The sequence below is a fragment of the Streptomyces sp. NBC_01335 genome (assembly GCF_035953295.1).
Lineage (GTDB): Bacteria > Actinomycetota > Actinomycetes > Streptomycetales > Streptomycetaceae > Streptomyces.
In genome coordinates, this window is record NZ_CP108370.1 from 5,134,232 (window position 1) to 5,151,664 (window position 17,433).

General features: G+C 70.8%; 15 protein-coding genes. 6 read left to right on the forward strand and 9 right to left on the reverse strand.

Annotated features, from left to right (window positions below; genetic code table 11):
* The first annotated feature begins 203 nt into the window (after positions 1-203).
* The 3 genes from OG599_RS22175 to OG599_RS22185 all read left to right on the forward strand — a co-directional run bounded on the left by OG599_RS22175 (position 204) and on the right by OG599_RS22185 (position 4,326).
* A complete protein-coding gene (locus tag OG599_RS22175) occupies positions 204-1,520 on the forward strand; it encodes a PhoH family protein (protein WP_327177722.1) in 1,317 nt (438 codons plus the stop codon).
* Positions 1,521-1,934: 414 nt separating this feature from the next.
* The gene (locus OG599_RS22180; protein ID WP_327177723.1) at positions 1,935-2,654 is read left to right on the forward strand and encodes a lytic transglycosylase domain-containing protein; all 720 of its coding nucleotides are present in this window, start codon (positions 1,935-1,937) and stop codon (positions 2,652-2,654) included.
* A gap of 145 nt (positions 2,655-2,799) precedes the next feature.
* Complete coding sequence (locus OG599_RS22185) at positions 2,800-4,326, forward strand: AI-2E family transporter (RefSeq protein WP_327177724.1); 1,527 nt, start codon at positions 2,800-2,802, stop codon at positions 4,324-4,326.
* A gap of 96 nt (positions 4,327-4,422) precedes the next feature.
* Here OG599_RS22185 and OG599_RS22190 read toward each other — a convergent pair whose 3' ends face one another.
* Positions 4,423-4,821: a VOC family protein gene (locus OG599_RS22190; protein ID WP_327177725.1), complete on the reverse strand. Its 399-nt coding sequence runs from the start codon at positions 4,819-4,821 to the stop codon at positions 4,423-4,425.
* 136 nt (positions 4,822-4,957) lie between these two features.
* On the opposite strand from OG599_RS22190, the gene OG599_RS22195 reads away from it, so the two are divergent.
* The gene (locus OG599_RS22195) at positions 4,958-5,992 is read left to right on the forward strand and encodes a helix-turn-helix transcriptional regulator (protein WP_327177726.1); all 1,035 of its coding nucleotides are present in this window, start codon (positions 4,958-4,960) and stop codon (positions 5,990-5,992) included.
* 119 nt (positions 5,993-6,111) lie between these two features.
* Here OG599_RS22195 and OG599_RS22200 read toward each other — a convergent pair whose 3' ends face one another.
* Complete coding sequence (locus tag OG599_RS22200; RefSeq protein ID WP_327177727.1) at positions 6,112-6,645, reverse strand: alkyl hydroperoxide reductase; 534 nt, start codon at positions 6,643-6,645, stop codon at positions 6,112-6,114.
* Positions 6,646-6,657: 12 nt separating this feature from the next.
* Positions 6,658-7,212, reverse strand: a complete 555-nt coding sequence (locus tag OG599_RS22205) for a peroxiredoxin (RefSeq protein WP_327177728.1) — start codon at positions 7,210-7,212, stop codon at positions 6,658-6,660.
* Between the two features lie 133 nt (positions 7,213-7,345).
* On the opposite strand from OG599_RS22205, the gene OG599_RS22210 reads away from it, so the two are divergent.
* On the forward strand, positions 7,346-8,311 hold the full coding sequence (locus tag OG599_RS22210) for a hydrogen peroxide-inducible genes activator (RefSeq protein ID WP_327177729.1): 966 nt from the start codon (positions 7,346-7,348) through the stop codon (positions 8,309-8,311).
* 38 nt (positions 8,312-8,349) lie between these two features.
* Here the strand turns inward: OG599_RS22210 and OG599_RS22215 are convergent, their stop codons facing one another.
* The 5 genes from OG599_RS22215 to OG599_RS22235 form a co-directional block, all read right to left on the reverse strand.
* Positions 8,350-10,731: an FtsX-like permease family protein gene (locus tag OG599_RS22215; RefSeq protein ID WP_327177730.1), complete on the reverse strand. Its 2,382-nt coding sequence runs from the start codon at positions 10,729-10,731 to the stop codon at positions 8,350-8,352.
* A complete protein-coding gene (locus OG599_RS22220; protein ID WP_327177731.1) occupies positions 10,728-11,444 on the reverse strand; it encodes an ABC transporter ATP-binding protein in 717 nt (238 codons plus the stop codon). Before OG599_RS22220 ends, OG599_RS22215 begins: the two co-directional genes overlap by 4 nt.
* A complete protein-coding gene (locus OG599_RS22225; RefSeq protein ID WP_327177732.1) occupies positions 11,441-11,965 on the reverse strand; it encodes a PadR family transcriptional regulator in 525 nt (174 codons plus the stop codon). Before OG599_RS22225 ends, OG599_RS22220 begins: the two co-directional genes overlap by 4 nt.
* A gap of 107 nt (positions 11,966-12,072) precedes the next feature.
* Positions 12,073-12,288, reverse strand: a complete 216-nt coding sequence (locus OG599_RS22230; protein WP_327180141.1) for a hypothetical protein — start codon at positions 12,286-12,288, stop codon at positions 12,073-12,075.
* A 41-nt stretch (positions 12,289-12,329) separates the two neighbouring features.
* Positions 12,330-13,232 carry an SPFH domain-containing protein gene (locus OG599_RS22235; RefSeq protein WP_442809704.1) on the reverse strand — a complete coding sequence of 301 codons (903 nt, stop codon included), beginning with the start codon at positions 13,230-13,232 and terminating at the stop codon, positions 12,330-12,332.
* Between the two features lie 396 nt (positions 13,233-13,628).
* Between OG599_RS22235 and OG599_RS22240 the strand changes: the two genes are divergently transcribed.
* The gene (locus tag OG599_RS22240) at positions 13,629-15,863 is read left to right on the forward strand and encodes a transglycosylase domain-containing protein (RefSeq protein WP_327177734.1); all 2,235 of its coding nucleotides are present in this window, start codon (positions 13,629-13,631) and stop codon (positions 15,861-15,863) included.
* 105 nt (positions 15,864-15,968) lie between these two features.
* Here the strand turns inward: OG599_RS22240 and OG599_RS22245 are convergent, their stop codons facing one another.
* The gene (locus OG599_RS22245; protein ID WP_327177735.1) at positions 15,969-17,432 is read right to left on the reverse strand and encodes a catalase; all 1,464 of its coding nucleotides are present in this window, start codon (positions 17,430-17,432) and stop codon (positions 15,969-15,971) included.
* Between the last annotated feature and the right edge of the window lies 1 nt (position 17,433).

Consider the following 17,433-nt stretch of genomic DNA (forward strand, 5'->3'; position numbering starts at 1 on the left):
CGTCGCATCATGTGGGCGGCCCACCGGACCGTCCACCCGGGAGGCCCTTTGCACACGAAGGACCGTACGCACCGTACGTCCGACGCGGAGGGCCGGCGTTCGGCCCGCGCATTCGGGTCCGAACCCGGTCCGTCCTCTTCCTCCGGGAAGTTCCGCGACGTCCGTCGCACTCCCCGACCTCGTCCGAGGGGGTACGTCCTTCCGTGGTGACCAGCTCAAAGCGCCGCATGCCCGACAGGCGCACCTATGTTCTCGACACCAGCGTCCTGCTGGCCGACCCCAACGCCATGACGCGCTTCGACGAGCACGAAGTCGTGCTGCCGATCGTCGTCGTCACGGAGCTGGAGGCCAAAAGGCACCACCCGGAGCTCGGTTACTTCGCCCGGCAGGCGCTGCGCCTGCTCGACGACTTCCGCGTCCGGTACGGCAGGCTCGACGCCCCGATCCCCCTCGGGGACCTGGGCGGCACGCTCCGTGTCGAACTCAACCACTCCGACCCCGGCGTGCTGCCCGCCGGCTACCGGCTGGGGGACAACGACTCACGGATTCTCGCGGTGGCGCGCAACCTCCAGGCCGAGGGGTACGACGTCACCGTCGTCTCCAAGGACCTGCCGCTGCGCATCAAGGCGTCCTCGGTCGGGCTGCTCGCCGAGGAGTACCGCGCCGAGCTCGCCATCACCGACTCGGGCCACACCGGGATGGCCGAACTGCCGCTCTCCGGCGAGCAGGTGGACCTGCTGTTCGCCGAGGAGACGCTGTACGTCCCCGAGGCGGCCGAACTCCCGGTGCACACCGGGCTCGTCCTCCAGTCCGAGCGGGGCAAGGCGCTCGGCCGGGTCACGGCGCAGGGCAACGTCCGCCTGGTGCGCGGGGACCGGGAGGCGTTCGGTATCCACGGCCGCAGCGCCGAGCAGCGGATCGCGCTCGATCTGCTGCTCGACCCGGAGGTCGGCATCGTGTCGCTCGGCGGCAGGGCCGGTACGGGCAAGTCGGCGCTGGCGCTCTGCGCCGGCCTCGAAGCCGTCCTGGAGCGCCGCCAGCACCAGAAGGTGATGGTCTTCCGGCCGCTGTACGCGGTCGGCGGGCAGGAGCTGGGCTATCTTCCGGGCAGCGAGGCCGAGAAGATGAGCCCCTGGGCGCAGGCCGTCTTCGACACGCTCTCGGCGGTGGCCGGGCGCGAGGTGATCGAGGAGGTGCTGGGGCGCGGGATGCTGGAGGTCCTGCCGCTCACCCACATCCGGGGCCGCTCGCTGCACGACGCGTTCGTGATCGTCGACGAGGCGCAGTCCCTCGAACGCAACGTCCTGCTGACCGTTCTGTCCCGTATCGGGGCGAATTCCCGTGTGGTGCTCACTCATGACGTGGCCCAGCGGGACAACCTCAGAGTCGGCCGGTACGACGGAGTGGTCGCCGTCGTGGAGAAGCTGAAGGGTCATCCGCTCTTCGCCCACGTGACACTCACCCGCTCCGAGCGTTCACAAATCGCCGCACTGGTGACCGAAATGCTCGAAGAGGGATAGAACAACGACAGATTCGACGATCTGTCCCGCATGTCCATGAGGGCCGCCCGGCAAGCGAAGGAGCTTAGCCGGGCGTCTTCATGTCGCGCCGTCATTTCCGTCAAACGGGTGGCGTAAACGGCGTGTGAGCTTTCCCACGCAACAGGGAATTGCTTCCCGGCGTCCTTGTCCGGCAGAGTCTTGCTTCCGTCAGGCCCCGCATACGGAAAACCGGGCACCTTCCGAGGCGCTCAGCACCACACAACTCAACAACCGATCTCCGTATGCCGCCCGCGAGCACTACGCGGCACTTCCGCGAGGAAGTCGCCCACCGGGCCCGTGCCTCCCGTGACCCAAGCAGTAGGGAGGCCAGTGTCAGAGGGCACGATCGCGCCCGCGAGGTCACCTAAGCGGGCGATGCTGGAAGGACACCGTGTGAGCCGGATCTCGGTCCGGGGGTTCGCAGTGGCATCAGCCACCGCGGTCACCACCGTTGGCGCCGTCGTAGGCGTTGCTTCGGGCAGCACTCCCGCTGCCGACGACAACAACTTCGAGGCCACCGCAGCCGACACCACGCTGCTCGCAGACATCCCCGCGGGCCACCAGGCCCAGGTCCAGACCGCTTCGCTGACGCAGCAGGCCGATGCCCAGGCATCCGCCGCCGACGCCGCCGCGAAGAAGTCGGCCGAGGAGTCGGCCCGGCTCCAGGCCGCCAAGGACGCCACGGTCAAGAAGCAGGCGGCCGAGGACCAGGCGGAGCGCGAGAAGGAAGCCAAGGAGGCCCAGGAGGCCAAGGACGCCGAGGAGCGCGCCAGCCGCTCGGCCGTCCGCGACGCCACCTCGTTCGCCGCCCAGGGCTCGTACTCCGTCGCCGAGGTCCAGGCGATGGCCCGGCAGATGATCCCCGCCGACCAGTACCAGTGCTTCAGCAACATCGTGAACCACGAGTCGACGTGGAACTACCGCGCGGTCAACGCCTCCTCCGGCGCGTACGGTCTGGTCCAGGCACTCCCCGGCTCCAAGATGTCCTCCGCGGGCGCCGACTGGCAGACCAACCCGGCCACCCAGATCAAGTGGGGCCTCAGCTACATGAACGCCAGCTACGGCAGCCCCTGCGGCGCCTGGTCGTTCTGGCAGGCCAACAGCTGGTACTAGACCAGTCGCTCAACCTTCCGATGCCCCGCACCGTCCAACGGTGCGGGGCATCGTGCGTGGTGCGACACGTTGCCCATGTACGGTCGCATTCCGGCCGTTCGGGGGTAGACGGTCGGTGCACACCCACGGGGGAGAGGGACCACGCATGTCGAAACTGCCCGGTTGGCTCGGACGTGTCGGGGCCGAACTGACGGACCTGGCCGCCCGCCTGGACGAGCGGCGGCAGCAAGCCGAGGCCGACGAGGCCGAGTCCGGGCACGTCCACACGCACCACCGGCACCACCACGCCCCCGCCCCCGCCGCGCAGAGCGCCCCCGACGCGACCGCCCACGTGCCCGCGCCGCCCGCCTACGCCCCCGACGTCGCCGCGCGGGCCCATCCGGTCGCCGCCATCCCCTGGGGCATGCGGGTCGCCGCCGAGGCCGGCTGGCGGCTGCTCGTGCTCGCGGGCACCCTCTGGGTGCTGATGCGCGTCATCAGCGCCGTCCAGCTCGTCGTGCTCGCCTTCGTGGCCGCCCTGCTCGTCACGGCGCTGCTCCAGCCGACCGTGGTGCGGCTCAGGCGGTACGGGCTGCCGCGCGGCCTGGCCACCGCCGTCACCGCCGTCCTGGGCTTCGTCATCATGGGACTGGTCGGCTGGTTCGTCGTCTGGCAGGTGATGGACAACCTCGACACGCTCTCCGACAAGGTCCGCGACGGGATCGACGAGTTGAAGCGCTGGCTGCTCGACAGCCCCTTCCACGTCACCGAGTCGCAGATCAACGACATCGCCAAGAATCTCAGCGACACCATCGGCACCAACACCGAGGAGATCACCTCCGCCGGCCTCCAGGGCGTCACGGTGATGGTCGAGTTCCTCACCGGGATGCTGCTCGCGATGTTCTCGACGCTCTTCCTGCTCTACGACGGCAAGCGGATCTGGGAGTGGACCCTCAAGCTGGTCCCCGCCCAGGCGCGCCCGGGGGTCGCCGGTGCCGGGCCGCGCGCCTGGCGCACGCTCACCGCCTACGTGCGGGGCACCGTGATCGTCGCGCTGATCGACGCCATCTTCATCGGGCTCGGGATCTACTTCCTCGACGTGCCGATGGCGGTGCCGCTCGCCGTGTTCATCTTCCTCTTCGCCTTCATCCCGCTGGTCGGCGCCGTCGTCTCCGGGGCGCTGGCGGTCGTCGTCGCGCTCGTCACCGAAGGGGTGTTCACCGCCCTCATGGTGCTGATCGTGGTGCTGGCGGTGCAGCAGATCGAGGGGCACATCCTCCAGCCGTTCATCCTCGGCCGGGCGGTGCGGGTCCACCCGCTCGCCGTGGTGCTCTCCGTCGCCGCCGGCGGGATGGTCGCGGGCATCGGCGGTGCGGTCGTCGCCGTCCCGCTGGTCGCCGTCACCAACACGGTGGTCGGCTACCTGCGGTCGTACAGCCGCCAGGAGGCCCAGCGGCACGCCCCCCGGCCGCACGGCGCCTCCGCCCTCCACGTGGCGCCCACCCCCGCCCCCGGCACCCCGCCCGAGGACCGGTACGACGAGTCCTACCCGGGCGGCGGGGACGGGCCGGGCGGTACGGGGACGGGCGACGCGGGTCCGGCCGACGGCAACACCGGCCCGGCGGCCGAGGACACGCCCCCCGAGGCGGACGACGGCGTACCCGGAAACGGCGAGGACCGCCCCCGGGCTTGACGGGCGGAGCGAGACGGGCGGGACGAGCCCCGGGACCCACGGGTCCCGGGGCTCCCGCGCGCGAGGGGGCTGCGCGGTGTCCGACCGCCTGGGCCGTCAGCGGGCGGCCTTCGCGACGGCCGCCGGGGTGACCGGCGTGAAGAAGTTCACGAGGGTGCCGTCGGGGTCGCGGAACAGAAGCGACCGGTTGCCCCAGGGCATCGTCGTGGGCTCGTTGACGAAGTCGGTGACGAAGCCGCTGAGGTTTCCGTACACACGGTCCACGTCCTCGACGAGGAACTCGATGATCACGCTGTGGTTCTCGCCCGGGCGGGCGGAGCCCGGCGCGAACAGCGGCACGGTGCGGGTGCTGCCGATGGCGAGCGTGGCGCCGGAGGTCCTGATCTCGGCGAAGTCCTCGGTGGACCAGGTCGCCGGTACCCCGGTGGCCTTCTCGTAGAACTCGACGAGACGCGAGATGTCGCCGGTGATGATCCGGATCGATGCGAGGTCCATGGTGGTCTCCCTGAGGCGGTGGAATCGCTGTACTTCGCACGTTAGAACCGATACCGGACAGAACCGGTCCGGTATCGGCGCCGAGATCCCACGGGGCTCACCGGGGCTCATGCAGGGCTCGCGTTAGGCTCCGGACATGTCCCGCCCCGCCGGCCGTGTGCTCGCCCTCCTGGAGCTGCTGCAGTCGGGCGGCGTCCGGACCACCGCCGAACTGGCCGGCCGGCTCGGCGTCGACGCCCGTACCGTGCGGCGGTACGTGGACCATCTGACCGACCTCGACGTACCCGTCGAGACGGTGCGCGGTCGCTACGGCGGCTACCGGCTCGGCCCCGGCTACCGCATGCCTCCGCTCATGTTCAGCGACGACGAGGCGCTCGCCGTGCTGCTCGGCCTGATCGCCGGGCGCCGGGCGGGACTGACGACGACGGCGGACACGGCGGGCGAGACGGCCGCCGCCAAGATCCGCCGGGTGCTGCCCGAGCGCGCCGCCCGCAGGCTCGCCACCGTGCTGGAGGCCCTGGCCTTCACCGATCCGCCCGGCGAGCCGGCCGCTCCGGACGCCGGGGTTCTGCTCACCGTCGCCGACGCGGTACGCCACCACCGGCCGCTCTCGATCAGGTACACCGGCCGCGACGGCCGGCGCAGCGAGCGCGGGCTGCACCCGTACGGGATCGTCGCCCACGCGGGCCGCTGGTACGTCACCGGCACGGACCCCGGGATCGGCGAGGACCGGAGCTTCCGGCTCGATCGCGTCGAGGGCGCGAGGACCCTGCCCGGTACGTTCGAGGCACCCGAGGGGCCCGAGCCCGCTGAGCGACTCCTGTCCGGGTTCGCCGCGGCCGCGTACCGGCACCGGGTGACCCTGCGGATCCACGGCACGGCCGAGCGGATCCGCGCCCGGCTCCCGGCAACGGTCGCGAGCCTGGAGGAGCTCCACACGGAGACGGGCAGGGACGGAACCGACGGGGACACGGACGGGGCCACGGGCGTGGACACGGCCCCGGGGGCCGAGCGCTGGCACCGTGTCGAGCTGCGGGTCGAGCGGCTCGACTGGCTGCCCCCGGTACTCGCCTCGCTGGACCGGCCGTTCGTCGTCGAGCGCCCGGACGAACTGCGCGACCTCGTCGTCGCGTTCGCCGACCGCTTCGCCGCCCGCGCCCGCAGGACCTGACGCGGGCGAGCGGGCACAGGGCAGAGAGGGAAGCGAAAGGAGCCACGCACACGGCAGAAGAAGGACCCCGCGGACGGTCGGTCGTCCGCGGGGTCCTTCTCGTACAAGGTACCGCTGTCCTATTCGGCGAGCACGGCCTCGGCTTCGAGGGTGACGCCGACGGCCTGGAGCACCGAAGCGATCTTCACGGCTTCCTGGATCGTCTCACGGTCCACGCCGGCCTGGCGGAGCACCTGCTCGTGGGAGTCCAGGCACTGGCCGCAGCCGTTGATCGCGGAGACGGCGAGCGACCACAGCTCGAAGTCGACCTTCTCCACGCCCGGCTTGCCGATGACGTTCATCCGCAGACCCGCGCGGAGGTTGCCGTACTCCGGGTCCGACAGCAGGTGCCGGGTCCGGTAGAAGACGTTGTTCATCGCCATGATGGCGGCGGCCGACTTCGCGGCGGTGTACGCCTCCGCGGAGAGGTTGGCCTTGGCCTCCGGCTCCAGCTCGCGCAGGACCTTCGGCGAACGCGAGGCGATCGCGCAGGCGAGCACGGTGCCCCAGAGCTGCTGCTGCGGCAGTTCGCTGTTGCCGATGACCGAACCGAGGTTCAGCTTCAGGTCCTTCGCGAAGTCCGGTATGGCGGACTTGAGTTCGTCGAGTGCCATGGTGGTATCAGCTCACTCGCCGGAGAGGAGGGCGACCGGGTCCAGGGTGTTCTCGCCCTTGGTCCAGTTGCACGGGCACAGCTCGTCGGTCTGCAGGGCGTCGAGGACCCGCAGGACCTCCTTGGGGTTACGGCCCACGGAACCGGCGGTCACCATCGTGAACTGGATCTCGTTGTTCTGGTCGACGATGAAGACGGCGCGCTGCGCGAAGCCGTCCTCGCCCTCGATGCCGAGGTCACGCATGAGCTCGTGCTTCGAGTCGGCCATCATCGGGAACGGCAGGTCGGTCAGGTCCGGGTGGTCCTTGCGCCAGGCGTGGTGCACGAACTCGGAGTCGCCGGAGAAGCCGAGGATCTGGGCGTCACGGTCGGCGAACTCGTCGTTCAGCTTGCCGAAGGCGGCGATCTCGGTCGGGCACACGAAGGTGAAGTCCTTGGGCCACGCGAAGACGATCTTCCACTGACCCTCGTAGGTCTTGTGGTTGATCTGCGCGAACTCCTTGCCGCTCTCCAGCGACACGCAGGCGGTCAGGTCGAACTCGGGGAACTTGTCACCAACAGTGAGCACACGATCTCCTAGCAGGTCAGGAATTCCCCTTTTGGGGGCCTTCCTGGAGGGTTGGACTGGCTCCACCTTGGCACAGAGTGCATTGATCGCGGAAATAGCTACACTCGGTGCCGATGATCGGAGGTACCTATCAGTGGCTCAGGCAATCCAGGGCAATAGGACCAAACAACCCAGCCTCTCGCAGCTGCGCGCCTTCGTGGCCGTCGCGGAGCACCTGCACTTCCGGGACGCGGCGGCGGCGATCGGGATGAGCCAGCCCGCCCTCTCCGGGGCCGTCTCGTCGCTGGAGGAGACACTCGGTGTCCAGCTCATCGAGCGGACGACGCGCAAGGTGCTGCTCTCGACGGCCGGCGAACGCCTCGCGCTCCGCGCCGGTGCCGTCATGGACGCGGTCGGCGCGCTCGTCGAGGAGGCCGAGGCCGTCCGGGCGCCGTTCACCGGCACCCTGCGGCTCGGGGTGATCCCGACCGTCGCCCCGTACCTGCTGCCGACCGTGCTGCGGCTCGTCCACGTCCGGTACCCCGAACTCGACCTCCAGGTCCACGAGGAGCAGACCACCTCGCTGCTGGAGGGGCTCTCCGCCGGGCGCCTCGACCTGCTGCTGCTCGCCGTGCCCCTCGGTCACCCCGGGGTGACCGAGCTGCCGCTCTTCGACGAGGACTTCGTGCTGGTCACCGAGGAGAACCACCGGCTCGGCGGGCGCACGGACCTCCCCCGCGAGGAGCTGCGCGGTCTGCCGCTGCTGCTGCTCGACGAGGGCCACTGCCTGCGCGACCAGGCGCTCGACATCTGCCGGGAGGCCGGGCGTACGGACGGGGCGCCGGTGACGACGACCGCCGCCGGGCTCTCCACCCTCGTGCAGCTCGTCGCCGGCGGCCTCGGGGTGACCCTGCTGCCGCGCACCGCCGTGACCGTGGAGACCGGCCGCAACCCGGCACTCGCCACCGCCTCCTTCGCCGAACCCGCCCCCTCGCGGCGGGTCGCGCTGGCCATGCGGACCGGGACCGCCCGGCACGAGGAGTTCGGCCAGTTCGCCGCCGCGCTGCGCGAGGCGATGGCCGAACTGCCGGTACGGATGACGACCGCCGGGGAGCACTGACCCCCCGGCGGTCGCCGCCGCGTCGCGCCACCGACCGGCTACTCCGTGCGCAGTCCGTCCGGCCGCATCAGGCGCCAGAGCGCCGGCAGCGAGAGCAGGGTCACCAGCAGGACGAGCCCGCCTCCCACACCGGTCATCGGCAGGAACAGCCACCAGTCGGAGACCTGCTTCGCGGTCATCCAGGTGAGCGTCCAGCCCAGCGCCAGCCCGCCGGCGACCGCGACCACCAGACCCGCCGCCACCGGGATCGCCGTCTGCCACAGCACCGACCAGCCCAGCGTCGAGCGCCGGGTACCGAAGGCCACCAGGACCGACAGCAGCCTCCGGCGCTCACGGAGCTGCTCCAGCTGCTGCACCAGCATCGAGGCGCCGATCAGCAGCAGCGTGGCGGTGCCGCCGACCTTGACGGCCGTCTGGATGCTGGCGTACCGCCCGTCGCGTTCGGTCGAGTTCAGGGCGACGACCCGCATGGTGGGGTCGATCCGGGCCGCCGTGTTCCGTACGTACTCCGAGACCTCGGGCACGCTCTCGTCGATCCTCACCTCGGACACCACGGTCGCCCCGGGGAGGGTTGCCGGGTCGATCGCCCCTCGGGTCGCGAGAATGCCCGTGGTCTCCTCGCCGTGCGGGTCGACCCGCCCGGTGACGGTCCGTGCCCCGGCCGGCAGGGTCCAGTAGACCGGCTTGCGGACGTCCGGCCCGGATCTGTAGGAGTCGATCTTGACCTGCTCGCCCTTGCGCGCGGACTCGTCGACCCAGTCGGACATCTCCTGGTCGTGGGCGGGGTGCGCGACGAAGGTGTCGCCCTCCGCGCAGGTGGTGATCCTGGCCAGCTCCTTCAGCGTCGCGCAGTCGCCGACCGTGATCGAGGTGGTGGGCTCGACCTCGTCCCCGGTGTACGTGCCCGGCTTCGTCGCGAACACCTCCACCCTGCCGATCACCTGCTTCACGCCCTTGGTCGCGCGGAGTTCCTCGATCGCGCGGGTGGCGCCGTCGCCGGAGACGTTCTCGGACACCATGTAGAACTGGGCCCGGGTGGGGTCCTGGCCGGTCAGCCGGTTGAAGTCGGCGTTCATCGCGGCGAACAGCATCTGGAGCGCGACCGCCCCCGCCACCGCCACGGTGATCCCGCTGACCGTCCGCGCGGCCGTCCCGGCGCTGAGCTGGAGCCTGCGGCCGGCGAGCTGCCAGGGCACCGGGCCGCCGCGCAGCCGGTTCACGCACCCTTCCAGCAGCCAGGGCAGCAGCAGGGCCAGCCCCAGCAGGACCAGCACCGCGCCGACGACGATCGGATACGGCCTGGCCGTCTGATCCTCGCCCGTCCGCCCCTGCGCGGCGAAGATCCCGAGACCCGCCAGCGGCACCAGCAGCCGCCACCAGAGCCGCCGCCTGCGGCCCGTTCCCTCCCGGACGACCCCCAGCGGTTCCACCACCACGGACCGCATGGCGACCAGGGTCACCACCAGCGAGCAGAGCGGTACCGCGCACACGATCAGCGCGACCAGCGGCGCCGCCGGGGCCAGGTCGGCGGGGAAGACGCTCTGCTCCCAGACCGAGAGCGAGCCGACGAACGGACGCCCCGCCAGGAAGAACACGGCACCGGCGAGCAGCCCGAGCAGCGCCCCGAAGAGCGCCTCCCCGGCCGCGATCCACCGGACCGAGCCGATGTCCGCGCCCACCAGGCGCAGCGCGGCGAGCCGGCGGTCCCGGCGTTCCCCGCCGAACCGCACGGCGGTGGCGATGAAGATGGCCACCGGCATCAGCAGCACCACGCCGACCATCACGCTGAGGACGACGAGCAGCGGGTCGAGCGGGGGGACGGGCAGCCCGTTGCCGTAACCGGTCAGCCGGTGGCCACCGTTGTCCGCGGTGAGGGTGGAACTGCCCAGGTAGAACCGGAGTTCGCGGGGGGACACCAGGCCCGCGTCGGTGATCGTGCCCTCGACGGCGTACGGCAGGCGCTCCCGCAGCAGCCGGGCGTCCGAGGACTTCAGCAGCTCGGCCAGGGCGGGGGAGACGTACATCCGGCCGGCGGCGGGGACGTGCGCCAGGCCGGCCGGCAGCACCGGGTGCGAGCCGTCGGCGCGCATCAGCGTGCCCTGGACGGCGTGGTTGTGGAACTCGGTGTCGATCGGCTTGACGAGGACCGTGCGGTCCGTCTTCCCGTTGGAATCGGGAGCGAGGGACGCCAGGCTCTCCATCCGGGCGTCGCTGCGGTGGCTCCGCTCGTCCAGCAGGTGCGGGACGGCGGAGGCGACGAGCAGCAGGGTCACCCCGATGCCCACCCCGACGGAGGTGAGCAGGGTACGGACCCAGCCCTCGCGGCCGCCCGCGGCGGCGAAACGGACACCGAGCCCGAGGTCGCGCAGCCGGGCCGGGGTACGGGAGAGGGTGCGGGGCCTGGTGCCGGGGTCGGTCATACGGCGTACTCCAGGTCGGTGGCCCGGCCGTCCCGGACGGTGACGTCCCGGTCGGAGTAGGCGGCGACCCGCGCCTCGTGGGTCACCAGCACCACCGCGACCCCGGAGGAGCGGGAGGCTTCGGTGAGCAACTCCATGACCCGCTCGCCGTTGAGGGAGTCCAGCGCGCCGGTCGGCTCGTCCGCGAAGAGCACCTTCGGGGAGGAGGCCAGGGCGCGGGCGACCGCGACGCGCTGGCCCTGACCGCCGGAGACCTCGCCGGGGCGCTTTCCGGCCACGTTCTCGACCTCCAGCCGCTCCATCCAGTGCAGCGCCGTCCGCTCGGCCGGCTTGCGGCGGACGCCGCTCAGCCGCAGCGGGAGCGCGACGTTCTCCACGCAGGTCAGCTCGGGGACGAGCTGGCCGAACTGGAAGACGAACCCGAACTCGGTGCGGCGCAGGGCGCTGCGCTCCGCGTCGGACATCGAGGAGAGCTCGCGGCCCGCGTAGGTGACCGAGCCGGAGTCGGGCGTGATGATCCCGGCGAGGCAGTGCAGCAGTGTGGACTTGCCGGAACCCGAGGGGCCCATCACCGCGACGACCTCGCCGGGGTGGACGGAGAAGGACGCGCCGTCGAGCGCGGGCGTCGCGCCGTACGTCTTGCGCAGGTCGCGCGCGGCGAGCAGGGGGCCGGAGAGCGGGGAGCCGGAGAGCCGGGGGTCGGGGAGCGTCACGGGGCGACCACCTCGGCGAGCTTGTCGAGCCGGGCGGTGGTCAGTTCCAGCCACCGCAGATCGGCTTCCAGGTGGAAGAGCGCGTGGTCGCAGATGAGCTGGTCGGCGAGGTCCCCGCCGCGCTTGCGCTCGGTCAGCGTGCGCATCAGCCGCAGGTGTTCGGCGCGCTGCGCGTCCAGCACCGGGGCGGCACCGCGGCCGGTCAGGATCGCCAGCACCACCTTGGTGTACAGCGTCGACTGGAGGTACGGCTCCGGCTTCTCCGGCTGGGCGAGCCAGGTGGAGACGTCCGTGATCCCGGCGTCCGTGATGGCGTACCGCTTGCGTTCGGGACCTCCGTCGCTCTCCACGCCGTCGACCTCGACGAGCCCGTTCTTCAGCAGCCGGGACATGGTCGAGTAGACCTGCCCGTAGTGCAGCGGGCGGTCGTGGCCGAACTTCTCGTCGAAGGTCCGCTTCAGGTCGTAGCCGTGGCGGGGGCCGGACTCCAGGAGTCCGAGCAGGGTGTGACCGATAGACATGCGGAGCACTGTACACGGTGTGTATACCTGCGGTGTATAGCTGGCTGGAATGCAAGAACGCCCGAGGCGGGCGCGCCCTCGGGTGCCACTCCGGCGGGCGCACCCCCTCACTCCGCCGGGTGCGCCCCCGCCCCCGGCTCCGTGCCGGGCGCCTTCGGCGGGCGGCCCCGGCGGGCGATGGGCCCCGTCGCGCCGGGCAGCCGGCCCGCCTCCGCCAGTGCCCGGCGCAGCAGGAACTCGATCTGCGCGTTGGCGCTGCGCAGCTCGTCGGAGGCCCAGCGCGCCAGCGCGTCGTGCACGGCGGGGTCGAGCCGCAGCAGCATCTGCTTGCGCTGCCGCGGCCCGCGCCCGGAGGTTTCTTCGGTCACTGGTAGAGCGTGCCCGTGTTCAGGACCGGCTGCGCGGCGCGGTCCCCGCAGAGCACCACCATCAAGTTGCTGACCATGGCCGCCTTGCGTTCCGAGTCCAGCTCCACGATGTCCTGCTCGGCGATCCGGGTGAGCGCCATCTCGACCATGCCGACCGCGCCCTCGACGATCTGCTTGCGGGCCGCGACGACCGCCCCGGCCTGCTGGCGCTGGAGCATCGCCGAGGCGATCTCGGGGGCGTACGCGAGGTGGCTGAAGCGCGATTCGATGATCTGGACCCCGGCCGCCTGCACCCGGACCATCAGCTCGACGGCCAGCTTCTCGGTGATCTCCTCGGCGTTGCCGCGCAGCGAGAGGCCGCCCTCCTCGTGGGCGTCGTACGGGTACTCGATGGCGATGTGCCGGACGGCCGCTTCGGTCTGGGTGGCGACGAACTCCAGGAAGTCGTCCACCTCGAAGAGGGCCTGCGCGGTGTCCTCGACCTTCCAGACGACGATCGCGGCGAGCTCGATCGGGTTGCCGTAGGCGTCGTTGACCTTGAGCACCGCGGTCTCGTGGTTGCGGACCCGGGTGGAGATCTTCCGGCTGCTGGTGAGCGGGTTGACCCAGCGCAGGCCGTCGGTCCGGATGGTGCCGACGTACCGGCCGAAGAGCTGGACGACCCGGGCCTCGCCGGGTGCGACCATCTTCACCCCGCTCATGCAGAAGAAGGAGGCGATGACGACCAGGATGCCGACGATCACCAGGGCCGCGCCGAGACCGTCGCTGCCGCCCGAGCCGAGGACCCCGCCGACGACGATCACGCCGACCCCGATGAGGACGCCGACGACGGTGAGCAGCAGGCCGAGGCCGCCCGGGATGGAGTGCGCGGTCACCTCCCGGACCTGCGAGGCCGGCATCCGCGGCGCGTCGACGGGCAGATCGGTGGTGGGTGAAGGCGTGGGCGCGGACGGCTGGCGTTCGTTGTGCTGTTCGGACACGGGGTCCCCCGATTCGTCTGGTTCCCCCGTGGATGCGGGGGAGTTCACTGCTGTCAAAGTGATATCACATTAACGGTTTTCGCAACCGCGGAGCCCTGGAAGGAGTCGGTTCCTGGAGAGGCGGGTGCTGATTCTCACGTCCGGAAAAGGCCGGATCGCTTGCTTTTTGTCCGTCTCGACAGTGTTAGCTGTCTTGGCTGGGCAGAGCTGACGGCAGAACTGACGGCAGGGCTCACGACGGTGCGGACGGCCACGCCGCCAGGACCGACGGAGCCGCGGGGGACCGACCGACCGAGAAACAGGAGCGACACAGCGATGGGGCGAGCGGATGAGCGTCGTGCCCGCAGCCGCGAGGCGCGGGCCGGCAAGAGGGGCGGCATACGCGGGCTCTTCACCTGGAAGCGGCTGCTGGGCACCTTCTTCGGTCTCTGCCTGCTGGTGATGGGCGCCTTCGTGGTGCTGTACCTGTACGTACCGGTGCCCGAGGCGAACGCCCAGGCGCAGAAGCAGAGCAACGTCTACAAGTACAGCGACGGCACCGTGCTGGCCCGCACGGGCGAGGTGAACCGGGAGATCGTCGACCTCGCGCAGGTCCCGAAGGACGTGCAGCACACCTTCGTCGCCGCCGAGAACAAGTCCTTCTACCAGGACAAGGGCGTCGACCTGAAGGGCACCACCCGGGCCCTGCTCAGCACCGTCTCCGGCAAGGGGAAGCAGGGTGGCTCGACCATCACCCAGCAGTACGTGAAGAACTACTACCTCACGCAGGACGCGACGGTCTCCCGCAAGCTCAAGGAACTGGTGATCTCGCTCAAGGTCGACCAGAAGATGACCAAGGACGACATCCTCGCCGGGTACATCAACACCGCCTTCTACGGGCGCGGCGCCAGCGGCATCCAGGCCGCCGCCCAGGCGTACTACGGCGTGGACGCCTCCAAGCTCGACGTCTCCCAGGGCGCCTACCTCGCCTCGCTGCTCCAGGCCCCCAGCCAGTACGACTGGTCCACGGCCACCGACACGGGCAAGCGCCTGGTCAAGGACCGCTGGGGCTACACCCTGGACAACATGGTCGAGAAGGGCTGGCTCAGCAGCGCCGACCGCCAGGGCCTCAAGTTCCCCGTCCCGAAGACCCCCAAGGCCGCGCCCGGCATGGAGGGCCAGAACTACTACCTCGTCGAGGCGGCCAAGGACGAGCTCAAGAAGCAGGGCGTCACCGACGAGCAGCTCGACGCCGGCGGCTGGACCATCACGCTCAACATCGACAAGAAGCGCCAGAAGCAGCTGGAGAACTCGGTCGACGACCAGCTGGAGTCGAAGCTGGACCGGAAGGGCAACAAGGTCGACGCCACCGTCCAGGCGGGCGCCACCTCGGTCGACCCGAAGACCGGCGCGGTCGTCGCGCTCTACGGCGGGGTCGGCCTCCCCGAGCACTACATCTCCAACGCCACCCGCAGGGACTACCAGCCCGCCTCCACCTTCAAGCCGCTGGTGCTCGCCTCCGCCCTGGAGAACGAGTCCACCACGCAGGACGGCGATCTGATCGGCCTGAACACGGTCTACGACGGCACCAGCCAACGGCCGGTGGTCGGGAGCGACACCCCGTTCGCCCCGCAGAACGAGGACGACCGGTCCTACGGCGACATCAGCGTGCAGAGGGCGCTGAACGACTCGGTCAACTCCGTCTTCGCGCAGATGGTCGTCGACGTGGACCCCGCCAAGGTGAAGAAGACGGCGCTGAGCCTCGGGCTGCCGGACAAGGGCTTCCCCGAGCGCCCCGCCATCACGCTGGGCACCATGAACGCCTCGACGTGGGACATGGCCGGCGCCTACGCCACCCTCGACAACCACGGCAAGAAGGTCACGCCGTTCATCGTGAAGTCGGCCGAGCACCGCGACCGCACGGTCGAGGCCGTCGACGGCGTCGGCAAGCAGGTGATCAGCCGCAAGTCGGCCGACACCGTGACCAAGGCGATGACCGGGGTCATCGACTCCGGTTCCGGCCAGGCCGCCAACACCTCCGCGTACGAGGCGGCGGGCAAGACCGGTACCTCCGAGAACAACAAGGCGGCCTGGTTCGCGGCCTACACGCCCGAGCTGACCACCGTCGTCGCGCTCTACGGCGAGTCCCCGAAGGAGGGCGGCGGACAGGTCAGCCTGACCGGCACCGCCAACTCCGGCCGCGCCAACGGTGGTGGCTTCCCCGCCAGGATCTGGGCCGACTACACGCTGGGGGCGCTGAACGGCGGCTCCGACGCGCAGTTCGACCTGGAGGACGTGGAGAAGGGCGAGGTGCCCTACACCCCGCCGCCGACCCCGACCGAGTCGGCCTCGCCCTCCCCGACACCGAGCGCCACGACCGCGTCCCCGTCGGCGACGCCCTCGCAGGAGCCGACCGAGGAGACCCCCTCGCCGGACCCGAGCCAGTCGACCACCGTGGAGCCCAGCGAGACGCCCTCCGACGGGGGGTACGACCCGGGGGACGGCGGCGACGACGGTGGAGGCGACACCCAGCCGACGGAGCGCCCGGGCGGCGTCGGCCTGCTCGGCTGACCCGCGGCGGCGCGGCCTGCCCGGCCGGGCAGGCGGCCCGCGCACACGACCGAGGGGCGGTACCGGAGACGATCCGGTACCGCCCTCGGTCGTTCGGGTGGCCGGTCAGCCGCCGTTGACCTTCCTGGCGACCCGGTCGCCGAGGTCCTTGTCGACGTTGCGCCAGTACTGCAGCGCGCGCTCCAGGACCGGGGCGCTCACCCCGTCCAGCAGATGGCCGGAGATGTTCGAGACCAGCCGGTCCCGCGCCGCGTCGTCGAGGACCTGGCGCACCAGCGTGCCCGCCTGGCCCCAGTCGTCGTCCTCGCTGTGCAGCTTGTACGCCTCGTGGACCATCTCGCCCGCCGTCGCCCACCCGGCGGGGTCGCCGAACCGGGCGGTGTCCGCGGCCGGGCCGCCGTACGAGTTCGGCGCGTACACCGCTCCCGTCCGCGACGGCTCGTACCGCATCGGGCCGTCCTTCGCGTACGAGTTCACGCCGTGCCGGGGCCGGTTCGGCGGGAGCTGCGCGTAGTTCGGGCCGATCCGGTAGCGGTGCGTGTCCGGGTAGGAGAAGAGCCGGCCGAGCAGCATCTTGTCCGGCGACGGGCCGATGCCGGGCACCAGGTTCGACGGTTCGAAGGACGCCTGCTCGATGTGGACGAAGAAGTCCTCGGGGTTCTCGTTCAGCGTCATCCGGCCGACCTCGGTCAGCGGATAGTCGCCGTGCGGCCACACCTTGGTCAGGTCGAACGGGTTGAACCGGTAGTCCGGCGCGTCCTCGAACGGCATGATCTGGACCCGCAGCGTCCAGCTCGGGTGGTCGCCGCGCCTGATCGCCTCGAACAGGTCCCGGCGGTGCACGTCACCGTCGGTGCCGGCCATCGCGTCGGCGTCGGCCTGCGTGTAGAAGTCGATGCCCTGGTCGGTCTGGAAGTGGTACTTCACCCAGAAGCGCTCCCCGCCCGCGTTCACCCACATGTAGGTGTGCGAGCTGAAGCCGTCCATGTTCCGGTACGTCTTCGGGATCCCCCGGTCGCCCATCAGCCAGGTGACCTGGTGGGCGGACTCCGGGGAGAGCGTCCAGAAGTCCCACTGCATGTCGTGGTCGCGCACCCCGCTGTCCGGGCGGCGCTTCTGCGAGCGGATGAAGTCCTGGAACTTCATCGGGTCCCGTACGAAGAAGACCGGCGTGTTGTTGCCGACCATGTCGTAGTTGCCCTGCTCGGTGTAGAACTTCAGCGCGAAACCGCGGGGGTCGCGCCAGGTGTCGGGAGAGCCTTGCTCACCGGCGACCGTCGAGAAACGCGCCAGCATGTCGGTGCGCTTGCCCGGCTGGAACAGGTCGGCCTTGGTGAACTGGCTCACGTCGTTGGTCACGACGAAGGTGCCGTACGCCCCCGATCCCTTGGCGTGCACCACCCGCTCGGGGACCCGTTCACGGTTGAACTGGGCCATCTTCTCGATCAGGTAGTGGTCCTGGAGCAGGATCGGGCCGTCCGCACCGACGGTGAGCGAGTGTTCGTCGCTCTCCACCGGAATCCCGGCGTTGTTCGTGGTGTACGGAAGCTTGCGGGTCTCCTCGGTCACG